This window comes from Lactococcus taiwanensis (genome assembly GCF_017068355.1).
In the GTDB taxonomy this organism is placed as follows: domain Bacteria; phylum Bacillota; class Bacilli; order Lactobacillales; family Streptococcaceae; genus Lactococcus; species Lactococcus taiwanensis.
The window spans coordinates 343,994-364,001 of sequence record NZ_CP070872.1; the positions used below are offsets into that span (position 1 = coordinate 343,994).

Annotated in this window: 21 protein-coding genes; 19 read left to right on the top strand and 2 right to left on the bottom strand. The window is 39.6% G+C overall.

What is annotated here, in order from left to right; all coding sequences use genetic code 11:
• Window positions 1–133: 133 nt before the first annotated feature.
• The 5 genes from gatC (at window position 134) to JW886_RS01805 (ending at window position 5,620) form a co-directional block, all read left to right on the top strand.
• Window positions 134–439, top strand: coding sequence for an Asp-tRNA(Asn)/Glu-tRNA(Gln) amidotransferase subunit GatC (gatC, locus tag JW886_RS01785; RefSeq protein WP_010905163.1), 306 nt, complete (start codon window positions 134–136; stop codon window positions 437–439).
• A complete protein-coding gene (gene gatA, locus JW886_RS01790; protein WP_205872151.1) occupies window positions 439–1,899 on the top strand; it encodes an Asp-tRNA(Asn)/Glu-tRNA(Gln) amidotransferase subunit GatA in 1,461 nt (486 codons plus the stop codon). Before gatC ends, gatA begins: the two co-directional genes overlap by 1 nt.
• Before the next feature lie 3 nt (window positions 1,900–1,902).
• Entirely contained in the window at window positions 1,903–2,505 is a 603-nt protein-coding gene (locus JW886_RS01795; protein ID WP_205872152.1) for an NUDIX hydrolase, read from the top strand.
• A gap of 39 nt (window positions 2,506–2,544) precedes the next feature.
• Window positions 2,545–3,978: an Asp-tRNA(Asn)/Glu-tRNA(Gln) amidotransferase subunit GatB gene (gene gatB, locus JW886_RS01800; protein ID WP_205872153.1), complete on the top strand. Its 1,434-nt coding sequence runs from the start codon at window positions 2,545–2,547 to the stop codon at window positions 3,976–3,978.
• 127 nt (window positions 3,979–4,105) lie between these two features.
• Window positions 4,106–5,620, top strand: coding sequence for an amidase family protein (locus JW886_RS01805; RefSeq protein WP_205872154.1), 1,515 nt, complete (start codon window positions 4,106–4,108; stop codon window positions 5,618–5,620).
• Window positions 5,621–5,639: 19 nt separating this feature from the next.
• Here the strand turns inward: JW886_RS01805 and JW886_RS01810 are convergent, their stop codons facing one another.
• Entirely contained in the window at window positions 5,640–6,992 is a 1,353-nt protein-coding gene (locus JW886_RS01810; protein WP_205271799.1) for an MATE family efflux transporter, read from the bottom strand.
• Between the two features lie 267 nt (window positions 6,993–7,259).
• On the bottom strand, window positions 7,260–7,457 hold the full coding sequence (locus tag JW886_RS01815; protein WP_075525160.1) for a cold-shock protein: 198 nt from the start codon (window positions 7,455–7,457) through the stop codon (window positions 7,260–7,262).
• A gap of 117 nt (window positions 7,458–7,574) precedes the next feature.
• Between JW886_RS01815 and JW886_RS01820 the strand changes: the two genes are divergently transcribed.
• The 14 genes from JW886_RS01820 (at window position 7,575) to rlmN (ending at window position 19,987) form a co-directional block, all read left to right on the top strand.
• Window positions 7,575–8,105 (top strand): 5-formyltetrahydrofolate cyclo-ligase, encoded by a 531-nt coding sequence (locus JW886_RS01820; protein WP_205872155.1) that lies wholly within the window; start codon window positions 7,575–7,577, stop codon window positions 8,103–8,105.
• A complete protein-coding gene (locus JW886_RS01825) occupies window positions 8,095–8,787 on the top strand; it encodes a rhomboid family intramembrane serine protease (RefSeq protein WP_200406954.1) in 693 nt (230 codons plus the stop codon). The genes JW886_RS01820 and JW886_RS01825 overlap by 11 nt, the downstream gene beginning before the upstream one ends.
• Before the next feature lie 99 nt (window positions 8,788–8,886).
• The gene (locus JW886_RS01830) at window positions 8,887–9,318 is read left to right on the top strand and encodes a DUF3284 domain-containing protein (protein WP_075525163.1); all 432 of its coding nucleotides are present in this window, start codon (window positions 8,887–8,889) and stop codon (window positions 9,316–9,318) included.
• A gap of 14 nt (window positions 9,319–9,332) precedes the next feature.
• Window positions 9,333–9,713: a VOC family protein gene (locus JW886_RS01835; protein WP_205872156.1), complete on the top strand. Its 381-nt coding sequence runs from the start codon at window positions 9,333–9,335 to the stop codon at window positions 9,711–9,713.
• 103 nt (window positions 9,714–9,816) lie between these two features.
• Window positions 9,817–10,875, top strand: coding sequence for a GNAT family N-acetyltransferase (locus JW886_RS01840; RefSeq protein ID WP_205872157.1), 1,059 nt, complete (start codon window positions 9,817–9,819; stop codon window positions 10,873–10,875).
• A 316-nt stretch (window positions 10,876–11,191) separates the two neighbouring features.
• Complete coding sequence (locus JW886_RS01845; protein WP_075525166.1) at window positions 11,192–12,283, top strand: DUF871 domain-containing protein; 1,092 nt, start codon at window positions 11,192–11,194, stop codon at window positions 12,281–12,283.
• Between the two features lie 141 nt (window positions 12,284–12,424).
• Window positions 12,425–13,909, top strand: a complete 1,485-nt coding sequence (locus tag JW886_RS01850; RefSeq protein WP_200406958.1) for a PTS sugar transporter subunit IIC — start codon at window positions 12,425–12,427, stop codon at window positions 13,907–13,909.
• A 118-nt stretch (window positions 13,910–14,027) separates the two neighbouring features.
• Entirely contained in the window at window positions 14,028–14,234 is a 207-nt protein-coding gene (locus JW886_RS01855; protein ID WP_075525168.1) for a hypothetical protein, read from the top strand.
• Window positions 14,231–14,425, top strand: coding sequence for a hypothetical protein (locus JW886_RS01860; RefSeq protein WP_205872158.1), 195 nt, complete (start codon window positions 14,231–14,233; stop codon window positions 14,423–14,425). The genes JW886_RS01855 and JW886_RS01860 overlap by 4 nt, the downstream gene beginning before the upstream one ends.
• A 128-nt stretch (window positions 14,426–14,553) precedes the next feature.
• Window positions 14,554–15,993, top strand: coding sequence for a glycoside hydrolase family 1 protein (locus JW886_RS01865; RefSeq protein WP_075525170.1), 1,440 nt, complete (start codon window positions 14,554–14,556; stop codon window positions 15,991–15,993).
• Window positions 15,994–16,058: 65 nt separating this feature from the next.
• A complete protein-coding gene (locus JW886_RS01870; RefSeq protein ID WP_075525171.1) occupies window positions 16,059–16,511 on the top strand; it encodes a dUTP diphosphatase in 453 nt (150 codons plus the stop codon).
• An 81-nt stretch (window positions 16,512–16,592) separates the two neighbouring features.
• Window positions 16,593–17,948 (top strand): bifunctional metallophosphatase/5'-nucleotidase, encoded by a 1,356-nt coding sequence (locus tag JW886_RS01875; protein ID WP_205872159.1) that lies wholly within the window; start codon window positions 16,593–16,595, stop codon window positions 17,946–17,948.
• A complete protein-coding gene (locus JW886_RS01880) occupies window positions 17,949–18,686 on the top strand; it encodes a YutD family protein (RefSeq protein ID WP_075525173.1) in 738 nt (245 codons plus the stop codon).
• A 203-nt stretch (window positions 18,687–18,889) separates the two neighbouring features.
• Complete coding sequence (rlmN, locus tag JW886_RS01885) at window positions 18,890–19,987, top strand: dual-specificity RNA methyltransferase RlmN (RefSeq protein WP_205872160.1); 1,098 nt, start codon at window positions 18,890–18,892, stop codon at window positions 19,985–19,987.
• The last annotated feature ends 21 nt before the right edge of the window (window positions 19,988–20,008 follow it).

Consider the following 20,008-nt stretch of genomic DNA (forward strand, 5'->3'; position numbering starts at 1 on the left):
GGATCAGCGTTTAAAAGAGGGCAGTCAGTAAAAAATATGAAGGAATGTTGTAAAGTTACTGGTAGCCTGCTAAAAGCGTGATTTTTTGTTATAATTAACAAGAATACACTCTAAAAAACTGGAGATTAAAAATATGAGTCAAATTACAGAGGAACAAGTCAAGCACGTGGCGCTTTTGTCAAAGCTTGAATTCTCGGAAAATGAAGTAAAATCATTTACCGATACTTTTGGAAAAATCATTGATATGGTTGAAATGTTAGATGAAGTTGATGGTGAAGGTGTCCCATTTACTATGAATGTGGCAGATAATCTCAACTTCATGCGTGAAGATGTGGCAGAAAAAGGACTTGACCGTGAAAAACTCATGGCAGCCGTTCCTGAAAAAGAAGACGGCTTTATCAAAGTTCCAGCGATGCTTTCTGATGGAGGAGATGCTTAATGTCATACAATAACAAATCAATCAAAGAGCTTCATGAGCTACTTGTCAATAAAGAAATTTCTGCTCTTGAACTGACAAAAGCAACGCTTTCTGATATTTCTGCACGTGAACCACAAATTGATGCTTTTTTGAGCATTACAGAAGAAAAAGCTTTGCAAGATGCTGCTGCAATTGATGCTCGTGGCATTAATCCAGATGTTGTGACTGACGGAATCTCAATTGCTGTCAAAGATAATATTGTTACAGAAGGAATTGAAACAACAGCTGCCTCAAAAATTCTTGGAGGTTGGATTCCGCCTTATAATGCAACGGTTGCGAATAAATTGAGCGAATCTGGGTTAATTACAATTGGTAAACTCAATATGGATGAGTTTGCGATGGGTGGTTCTGGTGAAAATTCTTCAGTTAAGCCAACCAAAAACGCTTGGGATCAAACAAAAGTACCTGGTGGTTCTTCATCTGGTTCTGCGGCTTCAGTTGCTTCTGGTCAAGTTCGTTTATCATTGGGTTCAGATACGGGTGGCTCAATTCGCCAACCTGCCGCATTCAATGGTATTGTTGGTTTGAAACCAACTTATGGTCGTGTGAGTCGTTTTGGTTTAATTGCTTTTGCTTCATCATTAGACCAAATCGGTCCATTGGCGCCAACAGTCGAAGAAAATGCTCAACTTTTGAATGTCATTTCTGGCTTTGATAAAAATGATAGCACATCATCAAATGTTGCAGTTCCCGACTTTACAAGTAAAATTGGTCAAGACATTAAAGGAATGAAAATTGCTTTGCCTAAAGAATATTTTGGTGAAGGAATTGATGAAAAAGTAAAAGAACAAATTTTGGCAGCAGCTAAACATTTGGAAAAATTGGGTGCCATTGTTGAAGAAGTGAGTCTTCCTCACAGTAAATATGGTGTTGCAGTTTATTATATTATTGCCTCTTCTGAAGCCAGCTCAAATCTTCAACGTTTTGATGGTATTCGTTACGGTTATCGTGCACAAGACATCAAAAATCTTGAAGATTTGTATGTAAAATCACGTTCTGAAGGATTTGGTCCAGAAGTTCAACGTCGAATTATGTTAGGAACTTTCAGTCTTTCAGCAGGTTCTTATGATAAACATTTCAAAAAAGCAGGTCAAGTTCGTACTTTAATCATCAATGATTTTGCAAAAGTTTTTGAAAAATATGATTTAATCTTAGGCCCAACAACTCCGACACCAGCTTGGGACTTGGGAGCACGTGTTGATGATCCACTTTCAATGTATTTGGCGGATTTATTGACAATTCCAGTCAACCTAGCTGGCCTTCCAGGAATTTCAATTCCTGCTGGTTTTGCCGATGGACTACCTGTGGGAATGCAATTGATTGGTAAACGTTACGATGAAGAAACGATTTATCAAGTAGCGGCTGCTTTTGAAGCAACTACTGATTTCCACAAAAAACAACCGATTATTTTTGGAAAATAAAAAATGGAATTTGACGAATTAATCAAGCGATTAAATGCAGTTGCTGATGCAGGACTTTTTTACGGGAAAGATGTCTTTGATATTGAACGTTATCATGAAATCAAAGCGATTTTACCTCAACTTTTAAAGCATTCAACTACTTTGACTAAAGAGGAGCTGACAGATCTCTTTCGTCCAAATAATTCTTATCCGACACCGATGATTGATGTGCGGGCTTTTATTCAAAATGAAGAAAAAGAGATACTCTTTGTTCGGGATAAAATTCAGGGAGACTGGGTCTTACCAGGTGGATATGGAGAGATTGGATTTACGCCAAGTGAAAATCTACTTAAGGAGTTGAAAGAGGAAGCTGGAGTTTCTGGAGAGATTGAGCGCTTATTAGCGATTTTCGATACAGACAAATGGCAACCGCAAGGAAAGCAATATTATAAATTTGTTTTTAAGTGTAAAGCTTTATCCATTGATTTTCTGGAAAATAGTGAAACTTCAGAAACGAAATTTATAAAACGCTCAGAGCTGACAAACTTGTCAGTAAAAAGAACGACCATGTCACAACTTAGTTTGCTTGAAAAATTGTCAAAAACCGGAAAACAATATATTGACTAGGATAATTTGACTTTCTTAAAGAAAGTATCGGAGAAAATAATGAACTTTGAAACAGTAATTGGGCTTGAAGTCCACGTTGAGTTAAGTACAAACTCAAAAATTTTCAGTCCCGCCTCAACAAAATTTGGTGGAGACCCTAATACAAATACAAATGTGATTGACTGGTCACTTCCTGGTGTTTTACCAGTAATGAATAAAGGGGTAATTGATAGCGGAATTAAAGCGGCTCTTGCTTTGAATATGGATATTCACAAATCAATGCATTTTGACCGCAAAAATTATTTCTATCCTGATAATCCCAAAGCTTACCAAATTTCACAATTTGATGAGCCAATTGGTTACAATGGTTCCATTGAAATTGAACTTGAAGATGGCCATAAAGCGACGATTCGCATTGAGCGCGCTCATTTAGAAGAAGATGCCGGGAAAAATACGCACGGAACGGATGGTTATTCTTATGTCGATTTGAATCGTCAAGGAGTACCATTGATTGAGATTGTCTCAGAAGCTGACATGCGCACTCCTGAGGAAGCTTATGCTTATCTGACAGCACTTAAAGAAGCCATTCTTTACACAGGAATTTCTGATGTGAAGATGGAAGAAGGTTCAATGCGTTGTGATGCCAATGTTTCACTCCGTCCTTATGGCCAAGAAGCTTTTGGGGTGAAGACAGAAGTTAAAAACATGAACTCATTTAGCAATGTCAAAAAAGCTTTGGACTTTGAAGTTGCCCGTCAAGCTAAAATTTTGCGTGCTGGTGGCGTAATTCGTCAAGAAACACGTCGTTTTAATGACAAAACCGGAGAAACAATCTTGATGCGTGTTAAAGAAGGCGCTTCTGATTACCGTTACTTCCCAGAGCCAGATGTCCCTCGTTTTGAAATTTCTGACGAATGGATTGAAGAAATGCGTCAAAGTTTGCCAATGACGGCAAGCGCTCGTCGGGTGCATTACATCAATGATTTGGGCTTGTCAGACTACGATGCGCGTCAATTGACCGCAACGAAAGAAGTGTCTGATTTCTTTGATGAAGCGGTCAAATTTGATACTGATCCTAAATTGGTTTCAAATTGGTTGCAAGGTGAAGTAGCGCAATACCTAAACAGTGAGAAAAAAGAACTTCATGAGATTGGCTTAACTCCAGAAAATCTGACAGAAATGATTCGTTTGATTTCAGATGGCACAATTTCTTCAAAAATTGCTAAAAAAGTCTTTATTGAATTAGCAAAAAATGGTGGTTCTGCCGAAGAATTTGTCAAGAAAGCTGGTTTGGTTCAAATTTCTGACCCTGCCGTGCTTTTGCCAATCATTCATGATGTATTTGCTAAGAATGAACAATCTGTAGCCGATTATCGTGGTGGGAAGCAAAATGCGGCGAAAGCTTTGGTTGGTCAATTGATGAAAGCAACTAAAGGACAAGCTAACCCAACGGTTGCGCAAAAACTTTTGTATCAAGAATTGGATAATTTTTAATATAACACACGCACCTTCTTTTAGAAGTGTGTGTGTTTTATTATTTTTTCTTGGATATGGTAGAATTAACTTAAGTGCACCTTCAGTAGGGGATCCTTGTCCCTATCATATTTTAAAGGAGAAATGGATGCCAGAAATTAAAGATGCGACCTTTTGGGCAAATCAAATCCGATCAGGAGCTCTGTCCGCAGAAACATTATTAGAGATGACAAAAGAGAAGATTGAGCAGCTCAATCCTCTTTATAACGCTGTGGTAGCAGAGGATCTGTCTTTAGCTAAACAGGATCTTGCACAGACGTCACCAGGCTTTTTCGCTGGTGTACCCTTTGCTTTAAAAATGTTGGGACAGACGCATGAAGGGCTCCCTGATACATCTAGCTCACTTCTGTTTGCGGATGTAACGGCTGAGGCTGATGATAACTACGTTAAAGGAATTATGCAAGCTGGTCTTACACCTTATGGACAGACCAATTCGCCTGAATTTGGTTTTAAAAATATCTCAGACTCGAAACTTTATGGAGACACAAGAAATGTCTGGAACCCAGCGTATTATTCAGGGGGCTCTTCTGGTGGAGCAGCATCTGCTGTGGCATCAGGGATGTTCAGTATCGCTGGTGCCTCAGATGGGGGAGGATCGATAAGGATTCCAGCTTCCTTTTCGGGTTTAATCGGACTAAAAATGACACGAGGGCGAATGCCACAAGGGCCAGGTTATTACCGAGGCTGGCAAGGAGCAGCTATTACAGGAGCTCTGAATGTATCTGTTCGGGATACGGCACGTTTCTTGTTAGAATTACAAACCGTCCAAGAGGGAGCGCCTTATCAAGCACCCTTAGTGGATGAGCAACAGTTAATCGAACTTTGTGAGACTACTGACAGGCCTGTCAGTAATAAAAAAATCGCTTTTTCACTTGAAAGTCCGATAAAAGGGGTTGAACTTTCTGAAGATGCCATTAAGGCTGTGCGAAAAGCTGTACAATTTTTAAAAGACCAAGGACATGAAGTAACGCAAGTTCCCTTTCCTTTGGAAGCTACAGCTCTTATACGTACTTACTATCAAATGAATGCAGCTGAAACCCTGGCTATGTTAGAACCCTTGGAAAAAGCTACAGGTAAAAAAATAACACCACCTGCGATTGAACCACTCAGCTATGCGCTTTTAGAAGCGGGGCGAAAAGTACCAGTGACTAACTATATTGATGCACTTGTGCGCTGGGATGCTACGGCAGAACTGTTTTCAGAAAAAATTTATCAAGATTATGACCTCTTCCTTACCCCTACAACTGCCAAGACTGCGCCCAAAATTGGTGAAGAACTCATAAGTCCTGAAGTTTTAGAGCAATTGCACCAGATTGCCCATTATGATTTTGAGAAACAGATGGAAATTATTGAGCAAGCTTTTGCTCGCTCATTAGCTTTTACACCTTATAACTTCATCAGTAACTTAACAGGGCAACCTGCCTTATCCTTACCGATTTATGTCAATGAAAAAACAAATCTCCCGTTAGGTGTTCAACTTTGGGGACCGAAAAATTCAGAAATTCTACTCTTACAAGTGGCTAAAGCTTTTGAAGATGCTGGCCTACTCCTTTTACCTGAGTATTACCGTAAAAGGGATGCTGACGGGGCTGTCAGTCAGTGATGAAATAAAAAAACGCCTTTTAGGCGGTTTTTTCATATAAATCTTCATTACGACGGAAACGTTTAATCATACGCAGGGTCGTGGGAATGAGAATTGAAGTGGAGCCAATCCAAGCGGCGGGATTACTTGCAATAATGACTGTATAATTAAGTAGTAATACCCCTATAATCGCAACGCCCGCCCTCATAAAGAGTTCTGCAAAACCACAGAGTGTGGGAATTTTGGCGTTTCCTAGTCCTTGAATTGTTGAGCGTGTAACAAACAAGATGGCCAAAAGCCAATAGAAACTTCCGTTGACCAAGTAATAATGACTCGACATCTCAATAACAGCGGTCTGGCTCGCCGAGATAAAAGCCGTAGTAAAATAGAAATGTGCGATATTCAAAAGTAAGGCAAAGGCAATTGACCAGCTTACAGCTATAGCCAAAGCACGTATTAAGCCTTGATTAATACGCTTGTACTGTCGGGCACCATAATTTTGAGCGCCAAAAGTAGCCATCGCAAGTCCCATTGACATCATGGGGAGCATCGCTAGCTGGTCAATTTTTGAGACAATGGCTTGAGTGGCGACGGCGTCAGTTCCCATTTTATTAAGGGCAATTTGCAACGTAATAGAGCCAATCGCTATAATACTTGACTGAAAACCCATTGGGACGGCTAAACGCGCATGATGCAATATTTCTTGGCGATCTATGTGCCAAAGAGCGCGATTGAGATGATATTCTGGGACTTTACGTTTAATATGCCACAAAAGAAAGAGAACGGAAATAGTCTGGGCTAAAATTGTCGCACTACTTGCCCCAGCTAAGCCAAGTTTTAAAACTAAGATGGCAAAGTATTCGAAGCCGATATTCAGAATCGAGGCGACAATCAAGGCGTAAAGTGGTGTTTTGGAATCTCCCAACGCGCGTAAAGCATTTGACAGATAAGCGTAGAGATTAGTCGCAATCATCCCACCCAGCATAATTCTCATGAAAGTCTTAGCCCCTTCAAAGATTTCTGCGGGTGTCTGCATGAGTTGTAAAAGTGGTCCCACAAAAATAATAGAGAGAATACTCAGTAAAATCGAGACCGCTACAGTGAAGTAAAGACCAGTCACATAAGATTTTTTGATTGCTAGATGGTCTTTTGCACCGAACCGCTGCGCAGTCAAAATAGTTAAGCCAGCAGTCATCCCTTGGGCAAAGCCGACAATTAAAAAGTTGATAGAGCCGGTCGCACCAACAGATGCCAGAGCATTTTTTCCAAGTGTTTGCCCAACGATCAGTGTATCAGCTGTATTATAGAGAACTTGAAAAAAGTTCCCTAACAAGAGGGGCAAAGTAAAAGCGATAAGCCCTGTTAAAATATTTCCTTTTGTTAAATCTTTCATGTTTTCCCTAAATGAACGTAGTTGTTTTCTTTATTTTAGTTTATTTCTTGGCTTTTTACAAGGTTATTTTCTGTAAAATAGCGCTTTTTTATGTACAAAAACAAAAAACTCGAATAAAAAGGGAAAAGAAGGACTCAACGGCCTTTTTAAGAAAGATGACAAAAAAACTGTCTCTAGCTTTAACTCTATTGGAGTAAAAGTTGGTTACTTGTTTGTAAAAAATGCAAAAAGAAAAGCCTACCAATAATGGCAGGCTTCAAGCGCTAATTATTTTTGGATATTAACAGCTTGTGGTCCACGAGGGCCTTCTTCAACTTCAAAAGTTACTTTTTGACCTTCGTCAAGTGTTTTGAAGCCGTCAGTTTGGATAGCTGAGAAGTGAGCGAAAACATCGTTTCCTTCTTCAGTAGTGATAAAGCCGAAGCCTTTAGTTGCGTTAAACCATTTTACAGTTCCTTGAGCCATATTTTGGTACTTCCTTATTATAAAATTTGTAAATCTGAATCTTGAATAGGAATGAACCCAAAAGCGCAGAACTAATCGTAAAACAAAAACTTACACTTTCATGTTATCATAGTTAGTATGGAAAGTAAAGCCCAAATTCGCGAAAAAGTGTTCAAAAAGTTAAAAATATTTCCAACTGATCAAAAAAAACGTCAAACAAAGCAGGTAATTGCCCAGCTTACCGCATCACCTGCTTGGAAAAAGGCTGAAAAAGTGGCGCTGTATATGCCCATGCCTGAGGAATTTGATCTGACACTGCTCTTTGAAGAAGAACAAGAAAAAACGATTCTTATTCCCAAATGTTTGCCCCAGCGTCAATTAATGTTTGCTAACTATGATAAAAATCAATTGCAACGTTCTACGTTTGGTCTGCTTGAACCTACAGCGACTGAAGCAATAGAACCAGATTTGATACTCGTTCCTGGCCTTGCTTGGAATACAAATGGCTACCGTATTGGTTTTGGTGGAGGCTATTATGACCGTTATTTAGCTAATTTTTCAGGACAAACTGCTTCAGTACTTTACGATTTTCAAAGGAATGATTTTCAACCTGAACCTCATGATAAGCCTGTCCAACATATGTTTATAGGAGAAAAAAATGAATTTTAATGAAATAAAGCGAGATTTTACCCGTTACAAAGCGACTTATGTCCTTTCCCTCTTGACTACACTCGTGTGGTTGTGGCAATTTTTTAGTTTTGGTGCGCAAGCTACCTCCACAATCAACCTCTTCAACGCTGGGGCATTTTTTGGTCCGGCGATTCTGCAAGATCCAAGCCAGATATGGCGCCTTTTTACCCCCATTTTTGTGCACATTGGTTGGGCACATTTCTTGATGAATACAGCAACGCTCTTTTTTATCGGTCGCCAAGTAGAAAATGTGTTTGGGTGGTTAAGATTTACCCTCATCTATCTTTTGTCAGGGATTTTTGGGAATGCCCTAGTCTTTTTGATAACCCCTAATATCGTATCTGCAGGTGCATCGACTTCATTATTCGGCCTCTTTGCAGCAGTAGCAGGTATTGGTTATTTTACCCAACACCCCTTTCTTCAACAAATCGGAAAAACATTTGCCGTCCTAATTATCGCCAATTTATTTCTTAACCTTTTCTCACTAGGCAATGTCAGTATTTGGGCACATGTTGGTGGGGCTATCGGTGGGGTTTTATTGGCGGCAATCCTACCACCTAAAGCTTTTAAACCTTCTATCCCGGCACAATTCCGAATTTTTGCTACTGGTGCATTTTTAGTGTTACTTGTTCTCTTTGTCACTCTGCCCTTCTTTAAATAAAAAACTTATTTCAGTTTTGGAAACGTGAAAGTGCTTGCAAAGAAGTTTTAATCTTGTTAGAATAGGCTTAAAGAAAATGCTCAAGGAGATGATTTAGTCATGAAAATTAATAAAACCATTGATGCCCCGCGTGATTTTATATTTGAAAAAATTGTGGATTCATGTTTATTTGATATAGAAAAAAATACAGGGAAACGCCCTAAAATACGTAATCTTAATGGCTTTGAATACACTAAAAATTTCGGTAAAAATCAGCGAGGAACAATCCGGATAAACGAATTATTAGAACCTAGTGTTTATGATTTTACTACTAAAACAAATCGCAATACCTTTGTAACCCGATGGGAACTCCATAAAATAGATGATCGTAGCACGGAAGTCCACATCCAAGAGCAACAAACCTCAAATGGGTTTATCCAAATGGTCAATGATAAGGTCGTTGGGTTCTTTCTTGGTCGTTTAAAAAAGCGGCAAATGCTTGCGGTGTTGGATAACATGAATCGGGCTTATAACGGACAGGTCAGTCGCTGAGAGAGGATATGACGATGAAGATAGAACATGTCGGACTTTTCGTTCAAGATTTGGAACAAATGCGTCAATTTTATATGACTTATTTTGGAGCAACGGCTGGCGCAAAATACCATAATCCAAAGACGACTTTTCAATCCTACTTTTTAACATTTTCTGATGGTGCGCGCTTAGAAATAGGAACAAAAGAAGGATTGAACAGCTCTGACCGAGCCGTCAGTACGGGGTATGCTCATCTGGCGTTTTCACTCGGGACAAAGGAAAAAGTAGACGAGCTTGTGGCCCGATTTGTTGCAGAGGGTTTCACTATAAAATCTGGTCCCCGTACAACGGGAGATGGTTATTATGAAGCCGTCATTCTCGACCCTGAAAAAAATGAAATTGAATTAACTGTCTGAAGTTTAAGAGAAAACAACCAAAAGGTTGTTTTTTAGTTGGGATGTTAGAAAACGCTAACATAAAAAGTTTCTCATTTTTTTAGCTTTATGTTAAAATGAACTCATGAATACGAATACAATTTTAAGTAAAGAGCTTTTGGACCTCTCTATTTATGCCTTTCACAAGAAACTTACTCCAGAACGGGAACGGGCATTTTCAGCACTTCTAAATTTTTCCACGCCCTATACGCACCGTTCGGCTAGTGCCTTGACTTCAATGGTTATTGATTCTCATTTTGAGGTTCACTGGGGGGGCAAACGCGTGAAAATGTCAGGTGTTGGTTACGTTGCAAGTTATCCTGAATACAGAGGTAATGGTGCAATCCGGGGACTTATGACGGAGCTTTTGCGCGATAATTATGAAGCGGGCACAGTATTTTCTTATTTGGCTCCTTTTTCTTACGAGTTTTATGGCAAATTTGGTTATCATTATGCTTTTGAGCAAAAACTCTATCGTCTGCCTGCTCAAGATTTCCCTCAAGGACGCCGAACAATTGGGAGGGTTTCTCGGGAGCAGATCAGCAGTAAAGAACATGCTACTGACGGCGCTGTCAGTCCACTTATGAGCAGTTCAGAGACGCTTACAGATCTAATGAAAATCCATGAGTCTGCTTATAATAAAGGTTCTCTTGCTCGTAGCGTGGAACAGTGGCATTATTATTTTGAATACAAATCCCAACCTTATTTTGCTGTTTATCGGGAAGAGGGAAAAGCATTAGGGTACTTGATTTATGAGTTTTCTGGGATGGATTTTGTGATACGTGAGTTAATCACTTTAACTGATGAGGCTAAACAAGGACTTTATCGATTTATTGCGAGTCACGCGGGGGCTTTTTCTGAAGTAGTTTGGCAAGCGCCAAGTGATGCGACTTTGGAACAAGATATGCGTGAACCACAGCATGCTAAGATTAGTTTACTGCCTTATATGCAAGCAAGGATTGTTAATTTAGATGCCTTTTTGGAAAGTTATGGGCCACCAGATTTTCCAGTGGAAATTATTGACGAGATTCTACCTGAAAATCATCGGATTTTTGGCGAAGGCCAGCCAGAAAAAATGTCTATTGGTGAATTTACTGCCAAAATCTTACGGAAAGAGCAAGCTATTTTGCGTGAATACTTCTAAAAAAGTTACTGACAGAGCGGTCAGTAACTTTTTTTGTAAGAAGGGCCCTTAAGAAGAGAGGATAAAAGCAGAGATTACAAGTATATAACTACACTAAATTGGTATAGTCAGATTTCGCTGTAACATCTCGTTCTTATCTTATGAAAGCGCCAAACCTATCTAAAAATAAGAATCTTTCTTTATTGTTTCAATTTAAGAAACATGTTTTTTTCGCGAGGATAGCGCTTGCATTTTCTTTATGAAAACCTTATCATAGAGTTAAGCTTTATTTCAGTATTAAAAATGAAATATAAAAAAATTAGAAAAGGGAGAGAAGATGGGAAAATTAGGAGTTTCCATTTATCCGGAACGGTCTAACTTTGAAGCAGATAAGGCATATTTGGATTTGGCACATCGCTATGGTTTCAAACGTGTTTTTACCTCACTGTTAGAAATTGATGGAGATAAAGAGACTGTCTTAACTGGATTTAAAAGGGTTGTTGCTTATGCCAACAGTCTAGGCATGGAAGTTATGGTCGATATTAATCCAGGCCTCTTTGATCAACTGGAGATTAGCTACGATGATTTGAGCTTTTTTCATGAGATGGGAGCAGATGGAATACGCCTAGATATTGGCTTTACTGGTGCGGAAGAAGCTCGCATGACACGTAATCCCTATGGCATCAAGATTGAAATTAACATGAGTCAAGGCACGACATATGTAGACTCGATTATGGATTATTCGCCAAATGTAGAAAACTTGCTTGGAAGTCATAATTTCTATCCACATCGTTACACAGGTCTAGAATTTAACCATTATCTCAAATGTACTGAAAAGTTCAAGGGTTACAATCTTAATACCATGGCTTTTGTTAACTCTCATGCAGCCACATTTGGGCCATGGCCAACACAAGATGGACTTTGTACTTTAGAAGCTCATCGTACCTTAGACATTGCAACTCAGGTTAAACATTATAAGCTGCTCGGCGGTATTGATGACATCACCATAGCAAATGCTTACGCCAGTGAAGCAGAATTGCAAGCAATGAGTCAAGCTTTCAATGCAGCTATGCCAGAGATAAAAGTCGTTCCACGTGAAACCATTACGGAGAATGAGCGAAAATGTCTCTTTGAAGCCACACATAGCTACCGGGGGGATAAATCAGCCTACATGCTTCGCTCAACAATGACTCGAGTGATCTATAAAGCACTTGATTTTCCTGCCCATGATACTGAACCCATCCATCGGGGAGATCTTCTTATTGACAACGAAGGCTACGGTCAATATAAAGGGGAAACTCAGATTGCCTTACGTGAAATGGAAAACGATGGGCGTGTTAATGTAGTAGGACGCATCTCTGATGATGAATTATTCCTCCTTGATTTCTTGAAACCTTGGAGTTCATTCAAACTCATCGAAAATAAATAATATTCAAAAGGGTATACCCTTTCTCTTTTACTAAGTAAAAGAGAAGCCTTACTAATTGATCATAGTATTGATTAGTTCTTAACTTTGTTCAAAATATATTTTTTGGAAGTAATTTATTATTAATTTTAAAGGAGGAATTCCATGAACGGAATTACTGCGTGGATGGAGAAATATCTCGTCCCTGTAGCAGCAAAGATTGGGTCTCAAAAACACCTGGTTGCGCTGCGTGACTCATTCATCGGTATGTTGCCTGCAACACTTGCCGGTGCCCTAGCAGCGATGATCTCAGCGATCGTCACCACCTTCCCATCAGCCATTCAACAAATGATGTTGGGAGCAACAGCATTCTCAAAATTGGCACCAGAAAAAGTCTGGACCCTTGCCAATACACCAATTATTGGTGATTTGAACAATATTTCAGCCCTTGTTAACCAAGGAACACTGACAGTTATTGGTCTTATCTTTGCCTTTTCTTGGGGGTATAACTTAGCCCGTGCTTACGGCGTCAATGACCTCGCTGGTGGTATCGTATCAGTAGCGACTTTATTTGCAGGTTTGCCAAACCAAATGCTCAAATTTACCGAAACACTCGGTACAGGTAAAGCTGGAGTAGCAGCAACTGACAAGCTTAATGGTGTCCTAGGAGACCAAGGTCTTGCTACTTGGAAACCGCTTTTTGCCGCAGCTCACCTTGATGCTGGAGCTTATTTCACCGTCATTATTATGGGTGCAATCGCCGTTATTATCTATGCGAAACTTATGCTAGCTGATATCACGATTAAGATGCCAGAATCAGTACCACCTGCAGTTGCAAAAGCCTTTCTGGCAATCATTCCTACAATTGCAGCACTGTACATCGTTGGTCTAATCTACTACATCATTGGTAAGTTGACTGATGATTCTGTCATTAACTTGATTACCAAATACATTGCTCAACCGTTCCAAATTTTATCTCAAAATATTTTCTCAGTGCTGATTGTCACACTGTTTGTGTCAGTCTTCTGGTTCTTTGGCCTTCACGGACCAAACGTTTTGGCACCAGTACTTGATGGGATTTGGGGACCTCTTGGTCTTAATAACCAAGCCCTCTACTTCCAAGTTCACTCTTCAGGTATTCGTGACTTGGTTGCTAAAGGTGCGATTGATAAAGCGCATGCCATCAATGGTGACTATGTCAACCTTTGGGTACGTGGATCATGGGATGCCTTTGCCTGGTTCGGTGGCTCGGGTGGTACCATCACTCTTGTTATTGCGATTATCCTCTTTTCTAAACGGAAAGACTATAAAGTGGTCGGACGTCTTGGACTCGCACCAGGAATCTTCAATATCAACGAACCAGTCCTCTTTGGTCTCCCAGTTGTCTTGAATGCCATCTTCTTTATCCCATTTGCAGTAGCACCATTGATTTCAGTAATCATTGCCTACACGGCAACAGCCCTTCACTTAGTGGATCCTGTTGTCAATGCCGTGCCGTGGGTAACGCCACCAATTATGAATGCGTTCATGGCTACTGGATTTGACTGGCGGGCGATTGTTTTGACAATCATTAACTTAGCAATCACTTTCGTTATTTGGACACCATTCGTTATTGCAGCGAACAAATTGGAAGAAGAAGAACTCGATTAATTTAGAAATGGATGGTAGAGCAGGCAAAGAACTTGCTCTACACATTTTTGTTAAATATGATAAGATTTTATTGAAAGTCTTATCAAGTGTGATAAAAATATCCAGAGGAGGAAAGTAAATGATACTTGTAAATTCTGCAATGATGCAAAAAGAAATTATTGAACTTTTAGAAACGAATGGTTTTAAACATACCAAAAAGCAAGGCTTAAAATTATATTTTGAAACTCCTTCAGATGATGCTACTACCGATGCAGCAACAGCAAAGCAATTGATTAAGAATAGCCCTTTTGGTGCGGCACTTTTCTTTAATGTGGCTGTCGTATGAGTACGTGGGGAATCGCATTTATCAGCTTAGGCTTCTTATTGATTGCCTATCGCAATTGGACTGGTCTTCTCTTTGTTTTAATTGGAGGCGTTATGATTTTAGTTGCGAGAAATCAAAAGAAAAAAGCTGAAAAAATAGCACAAGAACAGTTACAAGCACACAAAAATATCGAAATCAAAACACGGAAATAAGAAACGTCGCAAAGGCGTTTTTTTCCTCACAGACAAAGCCAATAAAAAACAAGTTCCGGAATATGGAACAAAATAAAACGTTTACAAATGGTATAATAGTACTATCAATAAAACTAATGGAGAACACTATGGAGCATAAAAAACTGAGCACCTTTCCTGCCGATTTCCTTTGGGGATCAGCCTCTGCAGCTTACCAAGTAGAGGGCGCACCATTTGAAGATGGGAAAAAAGCTAGCGTCTGGGATAATTTTGTTCGTATTCCAGGAAAGACATTTAAAGGGACAAATGGAGATGTAGCGGTGGATCATTATCATCGTTACAAAGAAGATGTTGCCTTGATGAAAGAACTTGGTCTAAAAAGTTATCGGTTTTCTGTGGCTTGGACTCGAGTATTACCAGAAGGACGAGGAGCGGTCAATTCAGCTGGGTTAAAATTCTATGAGAATCTCGTAGATGAATTAATTGAAAATGGAATTGAGCCAATTATCACCCTCTATCATTGGGATCTGCCACAAAGTTTGCAGGATTTGTATGGGGGATGGGAGTCCCGTGAGATTATCGGAGATTTTTTAAATTATGCAGAAATTTTGTTTGAGACTTTCAAAGGAAAAGTAAAATACTGGGTATCATTGAATGAACAAAATGTCTTTACCAATCAAGGTTGGGTAACAGCTACACACCCACCTGGAAAAAAAGATATGAAACTTTTTTATCAGGTTAATCACATTGCTAACTTGGCAAATGCTACGGTCATTAATAAATTCCATGAATTAGAAATTCCTGGACAAATCGGTCCTTCTTTTGCTTATACCCCACAATATGCGAAGGATAGTGATCCGCGAAATGTTCTCGCTGCTGAAAATGCCGAAGAAATGTACAGTCATTTCTGGATGGATGTTTATATGTATGGGGAATATCCGTTAGCAGCTCTTGCTTTATTACGTGAACAAGGCTTAGCGCCTGTATTTGAAGCGGGAGATGCTGCGCTCTTAAAATCCGCTCAGCCTGATTTCTTAGGAATTAACTATTATCAAAGTGCGACAAATGCATGGAATCCACTTGATGGCGGTGTAGGTGCTGCTTCATTCAATACGACTGGAAAAAAAGGAACGACAAAAGAGTCCGGAGTACCAGGTTTACACAAAAAAATTCAAAATCCCTTTGTTGAGCGGACTAACTGGGATTGGGAAATTGACCCTGAAGGTTTGCGAATTGCTCTACGTCGGATTACTTCACGCTACCGTATCCCTATAATGATTACAGAGAATGGTTTAGGTGAATATGATAAGTTGGAAGAAGGAAAAGTTCACGATGATTATCGGATTAACTATCTCGAAAGTCATGTTAGGGCCATTAAAGAAGCTATCACCGATGGAGCGACAGTAATTGGTTACCATACGTGGTCTTATACCGACTTACTTTCTTGGTTGAATGGCTATCAAAAACGTTATGGTTTTGTTTATGTTGATCAGGACGAAACCATGGAAGGTTCCCTGAAACGAATCCCTAAAGATTCATATTATTGGTATCAGCATCTGATTGAAACGAATGCTGAAGAAATAAAATAATAAAAAGTGTCCATGGGACACTTTTTATTTATGTTATAATAGGTAAAACAAAAAGAGGTGATTTAATGAAAATTCGTGGTTTTGAAGTTGTAGAAAAATATGCAGATGCTGGAATTAATCTTCCTAAGAGGTCAACAGAACACGCAGCGGGATATGATATTGAGGCAGCGGAGACAGTAAGCTTGGCACCCGGTGAGATTAAACTTATTCCGACAGGACTGAAAGCTTATATGCAAGCTGGCGAAGTACTTTACATGTACGATCGCTCTTCAAACCCACGAAAAAAAGGGTTGGTTTTGATTAACTCGGTTGGTGTGATTGATAAGGATTATTATAATAATCCTGATAATGAAGGGCATATGTTTATGCAAATGCGTAATTTCACAGATCATGAAGTAATTGTTGAGAAGGGTGAGCGCGTGGTTCAAGGCGTTTTTGTGCCTTTTTTGGTTGCTGATGGGGATGAAAAACAAGATAAAGAGACTCGCACAGGTGGTTTTGGATCAACAGGACGTTAAAAGAAAAAGCGCATAGCGTTTTTTCTTTTCTTTTAATGAGTAGGGGCTTTCAATGCTTAACACTTATGATATAATGGAGCTATGAATAATCTGCGTATCCTTCATTTGAATGACCTTCACTCTCATTTGGAACATTTTCCAGTGATAGAACGTTTTTTTGCGGAAAAATCCAGCCAAGGCATCGAAACTTTACGTTTTGATTTGGGGGATAATGTGGACCGTGTCCATCCGCTGACGGAGGCCACCCAAGGACAAATCAATGTAGCGCTGATGAACCAGCTCCACTTAACAGCGGCAACCATTGGTAATAATGAAGGATTGGGCTTGACCCACACGATGCTGAGTCACTTATATGATGAGGCTAATTTTCCAGTTTTACTGTCAAATCTTGCTACCAATTTTGCACGTAGTAGGCCTATGGTTGTGACGACAACTTTTGGTTTGCGTGTTGGTTTGATTGGTTTAACAGCCCCTTATACGCGAGCTTATCCGCAAGCGGGATGGGACTTGTCTGATCCTTTTGAGGTATTGGATGAGCTTTTGCCTCAACTAGATTGTGATTTTACCATCTTGCTGTCCCATTTGGGTAAAAACGTGGATGAGAAGATTGCGCGAAGCTATGCCATTGATTTGATTATCGGAGCGCATACTCATCATTTGTTTGAGCATGGTGCACAGGTGGAGCAGACTTTGCTGGCAGCAGCTGGCCGCTATGGGGATCACGTGGGTCAGATTGATTTAACTTTTGATGAGCAGAATCACTTGGTGGATGCAAAGATAGAGGCGATCGCTACAAACACACTTCCACAAAAGAAGTCAGACCTGGTGGAAATTAATGGTTGGGAATTAAAAGGTCACGCTCTGCTAAAAGGCACAGTAGTGGCTCAACTGAAGGCTCCCTTAAGCAATCGTTATCCAGACTTTGCTGCAAGTTATTATTTTGCAGAACTTTTTGCACAAGCAGCTCATACAAGTCTAGCCGTCGTTAATTCTGGTTTGGTAGTGGCTGATCAGCTCCCGGCATGTCTGACTTTAGATGATCTCCACGAGATTTTACCTCACTCGATTCGGTTAGTTCGCTTTACCTTTACTGGGGAGGAGCTTAAACGCGTTTTGTTGGAAATGATGGACGTTTCTGCCTATCTGGCGACACAGCAGATTCAAGGCATGGGTTTTCGTGGAAAAACCTTTGGCTCCCTTATTTTTTATGGCTTAGAGTTTAGAAATGGTGACTTTTACCTGAAAAAAAGAGGTGCCCCAAGAGGTGAAAAGTTGAATCCACAGTCGGTATATCAAATTGCGCTGCCGGATCAGTATTTATTTGCCTGGTATTTTCCATTGTTGAAAAAATTGGGAGAGTCGGAAATCTTATTCCCTTATTTTTTACGGGAGATTGTGGCGGAACATTTTAAAAGATTAGAAATAGAAAAAGATTAAATGCCTAAAGTAATAGATGAAACTAAATTAAATTATAATAAGTATCCTGGCGAACATGTTATTGCAAGTGGTGAAGTGGTCCAAATAGGGTCACGAACTTTTCATATTGTGCAGAATCATCGCGAGGCTTTTGATGCAGAAAAATTAGAACAACGTTTTTCAGATGTCTTGGACAAATATGATTATATCGTTGGAGACTGGGGCTTTGAGCAGCTACGCCTGAAAGGTTTTTTCTCGGCTAGTCGTCGAAAAATGCTTGCAGATAATAAGATTGATCATTTAGAAGACTATATCAATGAGTATTGCAACTATGGTTGTGCTTACTTTGTTTTGCGTCGTATCCGTTCACGAGATGCTAAAAAAGAAGAAGCCTTTGTTTCTGAAAAAATTTATACAGAAAAAGAAATGAAGCAGACGCTTGATAAACCAAGGCGTAAGCGCAATCGGAATCGCAACCGCAACAAAGGGCGCTCAGAAGAAGAGCAAGTAGGTTCAAAAAACAATCAACGTACTGACAAAGCGGTAAGTGCTAGTAAGGATTTTCAAATCCGTGAGAAAGTAAAATCAAAGAAGTCCAAAACGGCTTCAGGAAATGCTCACAAGTCAGTTCAACAAAATCAGACCAAGGATAAAAAATTTAAAGTGAGTCAACGGGAAACGCCACAAACACCACCTAAGGCTAAAACCAAAGATACTTCAAAACCTGGTTTTGTTATCCGAACACGCGGGAAAGATTAGTTAAAAGCTTGTCAAATCTGACTTTTTAGATTAAAATAGAGACTTGGAATTATTAATCAGGGAGTTGCCTTAAAAAGCTACTCCTTTATCCGTCTTTAAGCATTTTTTATAAAAATGTTACTGACGGCGCTGTAAGTGGCCTTTGGATGAGGCTGTCAGCATGGCACTTGTAATAAGATAAAGAAGATAACAGAGAAAGAATAATGATAGAAAATACACAAACAGAAACTCGTCCTTCAATTTACGGACTAACAAGAGATCAGTTGATTGAATGGGCGCAGGAAAATGGGGAAAAGAAGTTTCGAGCGACGCAAGTTTGGGACTGGTTATACCGGAAACGTGTCCAATCTTTTGAAGAAATGACGAACTTGTCTCAAGCTTTTATTGCTAAGCTTAATGAAAATTTCATAATTAATCCATTGCAACAAGTGGTAGTTCAAGAATCCGAAGATGGGACCGTTAAATATTTATTTATGTTACCTGATAAGGTGATGATTGAAACGGTACTGATGCGTCAAGCCTATGGATTATCCGTCTGTGTAACGACACAAGTAGGATGTAACATGGGATGTACTTTCTGTGCCAGCGGAATCTTGAAAAAAGAACGCGATGTAACTGCTGGTGAGATTGTCAGTCAGATTATGTTGGTTCAAAAATATTTTGATGAACGTGGTTTGGATGAACGCGTATCGCACGTTGTGGTAATGGGGATTGGTGAGCCATTTGATAATTATGAACATTTAATGAACTTTTTACGTGTCATCAATGATGATAACGGATTAGCCATTGGTGCACGTCATATCACGGTTTCAACATGTGGCTTTATGCCGAAAAAAATCAAAGAATTTGCTCACGAAAATCTGCAAGTTAACTTGGCAATTTCTTTACATGCACCAAATAATGCATTGCGGACAAGCTTGATGCGTATTACACGCAATGCACCGCTTGAAAAACTTTTTGAGGCCATTGATTATTATACAGAGACGACCAATCGGCGAGTAACTTATGAATACATCATGTTGTCTGGGGAAAATGATAGTCTGGAAATAGCCCAACAGCTGGCTGATTTGATCAAACCACGCAACAAACTTTCTTATGTCAATTTGATTCCTTATAATCCAGTAGCAGAACACATCAAATACGAACGCTCAACCAAAAATGACACGACGAAATTTTATGATGTACTCAAGAAAAATGGCATCAATTGTGTCGTAAGACAAGAGCATGGCACGGATATTGATGCTGCCTGTGGACAATTACGTTCGAAACAAATCAAGAAAAATAAAGCGAATATCGCCTGAAAAGGGAGCTGTGAGTAATGA

Excerpts from the sequence above, each read along its gene's own strand:
- gatC (WP_010905163.1), top strand. The coding sequence starts at position 134 with ATGAGTCAAATTACAGAGGAACAAGTCAAGCACGTGGCGCTTTTGTCA.
- gatA (WP_205872151.1), top strand. The coding sequence starts at position 439 with ATGTCATACAATAACAAATCAATCAAAGAGCTTCATGAGCTACTTGTC.
- JW886_RS01795 (WP_205872152.1), top strand. The coding sequence starts at position 1,903 with ATGGAATTTGACGAATTAATCAAGCGATTAAATGCAGTTGCTGATGCA.
- gatB (WP_205872153.1), top strand. The coding sequence starts at position 2,545 with ATGAACTTTGAAACAGTAATTGGGCTTGAAGTCCACGTTGAGTTAAGT.
- JW886_RS01805 (WP_205872154.1), top strand. The coding sequence starts at position 4,106 with ATGCCAGAAATTAAAGATGCGACCTTTTGGGCAAATCAAATCCGATCA.
- JW886_RS01810 (WP_205271799.1), bottom strand. The coding sequence starts at position 6,992 with ATGAAAGATTTAACAAAAGGAAATATTTTAACAGGGCTTATCGCTTTT.
- JW886_RS01815 (WP_075525160.1), bottom strand. The coding sequence starts at position 7,457 with ATGGCTCAAGGAACTGTAAAATGGTTTAACGCAACTAAAGGCTTCGGC.
- JW886_RS01820 (WP_205872155.1), top strand. The coding sequence starts at position 7,575 with ATGGAAAGTAAAGCCCAAATTCGCGAAAAAGTGTTCAAAAAGTTAAAA.
- JW886_RS01825 (WP_200406954.1), top strand. The coding sequence starts at position 8,095 with ATGAATTTTAATGAAATAAAGCGAGATTTTACCCGTTACAAAGCGACT.
- JW886_RS01830 (WP_075525163.1), top strand. The coding sequence starts at position 8,887 with ATGAAAATTAATAAAACCATTGATGCCCCGCGTGATTTTATATTTGAA.
- JW886_RS01835 (WP_205872156.1), top strand. The coding sequence starts at position 9,333 with ATGAAGATAGAACATGTCGGACTTTTCGTTCAAGATTTGGAACAAATG.
- JW886_RS01840 (WP_205872157.1), top strand. The coding sequence starts at position 9,817 with ATGAATACGAATACAATTTTAAGTAAAGAGCTTTTGGACCTCTCTATT.
- JW886_RS01845 (WP_075525166.1), top strand. The coding sequence starts at position 11,192 with ATGGGAAAATTAGGAGTTTCCATTTATCCGGAACGGTCTAACTTTGAA.
- JW886_RS01850 (WP_200406958.1), top strand. The coding sequence starts at position 12,425 with ATGAACGGAATTACTGCGTGGATGGAGAAATATCTCGTCCCTGTAGCA.
- JW886_RS01855 (WP_075525168.1), top strand. The coding sequence starts at position 14,028 with ATGATACTTGTAAATTCTGCAATGATGCAAAAAGAAATTATTGAACTT.
- JW886_RS01860 (WP_205872158.1), top strand. The coding sequence starts at position 14,231 with ATGAGTACGTGGGGAATCGCATTTATCAGCTTAGGCTTCTTATTGATT.
- JW886_RS01865 (WP_075525170.1), top strand. The coding sequence starts at position 14,554 with ATGGAGCATAAAAAACTGAGCACCTTTCCTGCCGATTTCCTTTGGGGA.
- JW886_RS01870 (WP_075525171.1), top strand. The coding sequence starts at position 16,059 with ATGAAAATTCGTGGTTTTGAAGTTGTAGAAAAATATGCAGATGCTGGA.
- JW886_RS01875 (WP_205872159.1), top strand. The coding sequence starts at position 16,593 with ATGAATAATCTGCGTATCCTTCATTTGAATGACCTTCACTCTCATTTG.
- JW886_RS01880 (WP_075525173.1), top strand. The coding sequence starts at position 17,949 with ATGCCTAAAGTAATAGATGAAACTAAATTAAATTATAATAAGTATCCT.
- rlmN (WP_205872160.1), top strand. The coding sequence starts at position 18,890 with ATGATAGAAAATACACAAACAGAAACTCGTCCTTCAATTTACGGACTA.